The organism is Faecalicatena contorta (assembly GCF_021531995.1).
GTDB lineage: Bacteria > Bacillota > Clostridia > Lachnospirales > Lachnospiraceae > Dorea_A > Dorea_A contorta_A.
In genome coordinates this window covers 1-3,443 of sequence record NZ_JAFBIZ010000172.1, presented here as the reverse complement: position 1 = coordinate 3,443, position 3,443 = coordinate 1, and the positions used below count along the sequence as shown (strand labels likewise).

At 46.9% G+C, this 3,443-nt stretch carries 4 protein-coding genes; all 4 read right to left on the bottom strand.

Annotation, left to right across the window (positions count from 1 at the left end):
- Positions 1–122: 122 nt before the first annotated feature.
- On the bottom strand, positions 123–959 hold the full coding sequence (locus tag JQM82_RS14670) for an N-acetylmuramoyl-L-alanine amidase (RefSeq protein ID WP_328284227.1): 837 nt from the start codon (positions 957–959) through the stop codon (positions 123–125).
- Positions 956–1,870 carry a serine hydrolase gene (locus tag JQM82_RS14665; protein ID WP_235251144.1) on the bottom strand — a complete coding sequence of 305 codons (915 nt, stop codon included), beginning with the start codon at positions 1,868–1,870 and terminating at the stop codon, positions 956–958. Before JQM82_RS14665 ends, JQM82_RS14670 begins: the two co-directional genes overlap by 4 nt.
- Positions 1,871–1,897: 27 nt before the next feature.
- On the bottom strand, positions 1,898–2,611 hold the full coding sequence (locus JQM82_RS14660; protein WP_235251143.1) for a YARHG domain-containing protein: 714 nt from the start codon (positions 2,609–2,611) through the stop codon (positions 1,898–1,900).
- Between the two features lie 63 nt (positions 2,612–2,674).
- Complete coding sequence (locus JQM82_RS14655; RefSeq protein ID WP_235251142.1) at positions 2,675–3,292, bottom strand: bifunctional 4-hydroxy-2-oxoglutarate aldolase/2-dehydro-3-deoxy-phosphogluconate aldolase; 618 nt, start codon at positions 3,290–3,292, stop codon at positions 2,675–2,677.
- Positions 3,293–3,443 lie beyond the last annotated feature (151 nt).

Below are 3,443 nucleotides of genomic sequence, written 5' to 3'. Positions count from 1 at the left end.
AGTAATTACCGTTAACTTACACAAATCACATAAGGGATTGCTGCAAAATGGCAGAAACACATTTTGCAGCAATCCCTTATTACAGGACAATATCAATGTATATGTATACTATCTTATATGATTTAAAACATCGTCATATACCGGTCGATTCCATTGGCAATTCCGGTCACGATCAGATTCTGATAGTCCTCGGATGCCATCCTCTGATCTTCGTCCGGATTGGTCATATATCCCATCTCGACAATGGTACACGGAACCTGTGCCCAGTTAATTCCGCTCATGGAATCCGTCTCCCAGACATATTCTTTTCTTGCTCCGGTTGCAGCAACATATTCCTCCAGTACACACTCAGACAGAGCATGACTCTTCTCATACAGTGCCCCGTTGTATGGGTTGGATGGCGTCTGACAGATCGTCATCGCCCCATTTACACTGTGATCATCGGATCCATTGGCATGGATCCTGACGAATACATCTGCACCGGCCTCGTTGGCAACTGCTGCCCGCTCGGCATTGGATATATTCACCTCATTCGTCTCACGGATCATGATGACCTGATAAGAGCGCTTCTCCAGTTCTGTCTTCAGCTTCAATGCCACCTGCAGATTCAGTTCATATTCCGGTATGCCGGTTGCCGCACCTGAAGTCCCGCTGCTTACTTTTGCCTTCATCTCGGATGCACCCGGTCCCACCGGTTCCTGCTCATTATTTCCCTGGCTCTGATGCCCCGCATCGATCACCACGATTCCCTTAACTTCTGTCTGATGTTCTTCACTCTCCTGAGATTCTTCCTCTTCTGTCTCCGGCTCTTCTTCCCCGATCTCCAGTTCTTCTGCCGTCTCCTGTGTACTCTCCTTATCCTCTTCCGGCTCTGCCTCTTTCTTTCCACAGGCAGCAAGGAACAACGCAGCTCCCAGTACACAGATGACTATCATGTATCGTACAGCTTTTTTTCTCATGACTGCCCACCGCCCTTCATATATTGATATACACCATCGGATACGTTGACGATCACCTGTCTCGCCGTTGAAACATCTGACAGTCCCTGTGTCATGACGCAGATAACGTATGGCTGCTGTTCCAGATACACGATTGCTGCATCATTTTCCACATCCGACAGCTCTCCGGTCTTATTGGCTACAACAACGCCGGCGGGAACCCCTGCCGGAATCTTCGTGGTGCGCTGCTGCTGCTTCATATATTCCACAATCTGAGAAGCTCCGGCAATCTGATTCTGATAAACATCCGTCAGAAATTTACCGCAGTCCGCAACAGAAGTATAATTATCATCCTGGGCATTGGACGCCAGAAGCATACGTCCCATATGCGACTCTGCATAACCGTGGGACTGACAATAGGCATTTACCTTTTCTCTCCCTGCAGCTCCGTCTCCTTTCCCCAGATACGTTACCAGCTGATTTGCAGCATCGTTATCACTTACCGTGATCATAGACTGCATCAGACTGCTGATCTGCGCTTCGTTCACTCCGTCTGCACAGAGTTCCTCATAATTCTCGTATACACAGCCGGCGATATACAGCTTGATCAGGCTTGCCGCCTGCATCTGATGCGACGAAACCGATGCATATTCTCCGGTCGCCGGTTTTTCTATATATACCGCCGTATCTCCCTTTCCGTCTAACGGATTTAAAAGCTCTGTGATCTTTTGTTCCAGATCTGTCATCTGCTTCCCGGAAGACTCCGGCTCTTTCGCTGCTTCCTCCGCCGAATCTTCTGTCTCTTCCTGTGTATCGATCACCAATTTTTCCGTCTTCTTTCCTGCATCCTCACTGCCGGGTCCAGATGCACCGCATCCGACTCCTCCGACCGCTATAAGCACACATAATATTCCCACAAGATACCTTTTCATACTTAACTCCCCTGATATATCTATATCTTACTGATCCAGCTGATAACCGTTTGGATTCATGGAGAACTCCACCTGACGCAGCAGTTCGGCATTCTTCTTCTCATAGTCATTCAGCACGGAAGCACTGTAATGCGCATCAAAATCATCCGGATCATAGGTTCCCTGATACCAGGATTTGGAAGTAAAATAGTTCGTCAGTTCCTGCGACTTGAACCGCCTTCCATGTCTTGCATAGATCTCATTTTTCGCATAATTGATCTCCTGTATCGTCATTCCGGCAAGATCTGCCTGTGTCAGATAAGCCGCATTACTGTTCGGAAGAATATAATCCTGCTCCAGAAGGCTCTGCACCTCCGGTTCCTCTTCTACAATTTCTTCTTCTTCCGGCTCTTCTTTGATCTCCTTCTCTGCCGGCTCTTCCTTTTCTTCCTCTTCCTCATCCAGAATTGCCTGTATCTCATCCAGTTCCTTCGGGTTCTCTGGTTCATTCAACTTCTTTACCGCCAGACCGATCAATGCTGCAACCAGAAGAACTCCAACAATCGCAATCACCGTATACAGATCCTTCCATTCTCTCTTCAGCTTCTGAGTCGGAGAAAGACTCTGTTCCGACGGATTCTGATCATATGTATTCTGGTTATATGTGTTTTGATCATACATATTCTGGTTCATCTGCGCACCACAGTTCGTACAGAATCTTGCGCCATCCGGCATCTCTTTTCCACATTGTGTACACCTCATATCCATTCCTCCTTATAAAACACCTGACACATGATGTATTGTGATTCATATTCTTTTCTTTCTCTAATCTCCGCTCAGCGCCGTTTCAAATAATCTCAGATTTTCTGCCAGCTTCTCCTGATCCATGGAGAGAATCGCTTCCTTCGGAAACAGACCGCCGGCAGTTCCGACATACCGATACCCGGATGCAAGAGCTCCCTTTACATTATCGCGATGAATCCCTCCCACTGCCATCAAAGCAAGATCTCCCAATGGTTCGCAGACCTTTTTTGCATAACCGAAGCTTAATTCATTCGCCGGAAATACCTTGATGATATCTGCTCCTTTTTCTATCTGATCCGCGATCTCGGACGGCGTAAATGCTCCCGGCACTGAGAGGATCCCCTGATCCCGGCAATGCTGCAGCATCTTTTCTGTCATCATCCGTGGAGACAGAACAAATTCCGCTCCTGCGTCAATTGCTTTTAACAGCTCGTCATAGGTCTGAACCGTTCCGGCACCAATATTCAGTCTTCCGCGATACTCTGCGGAGATCTTCCGGATAATATCGTAAGCATTCTCTGTATTGAGTGCGATCTCCATATTGCGTACATACGGACTGTCCAGAAGGACTTCCGCCACACTGCGCACCTGCTCATATGTATATTTCCGGAGAATCATTGTTACCTTGCCAAATGTCATTATAATTACCTCCTTTTTCTTTTCGGTAGTGTCAAAAACTACCTGTTTTTATTGTTCTAAAATCCTTTAAAACCTTGATTTATCGGAGGTTTGCAAATAAAAAGAGCATTGACCTCCCTTTTTTGGTATAATGTCTTCGACCAAAAATCCA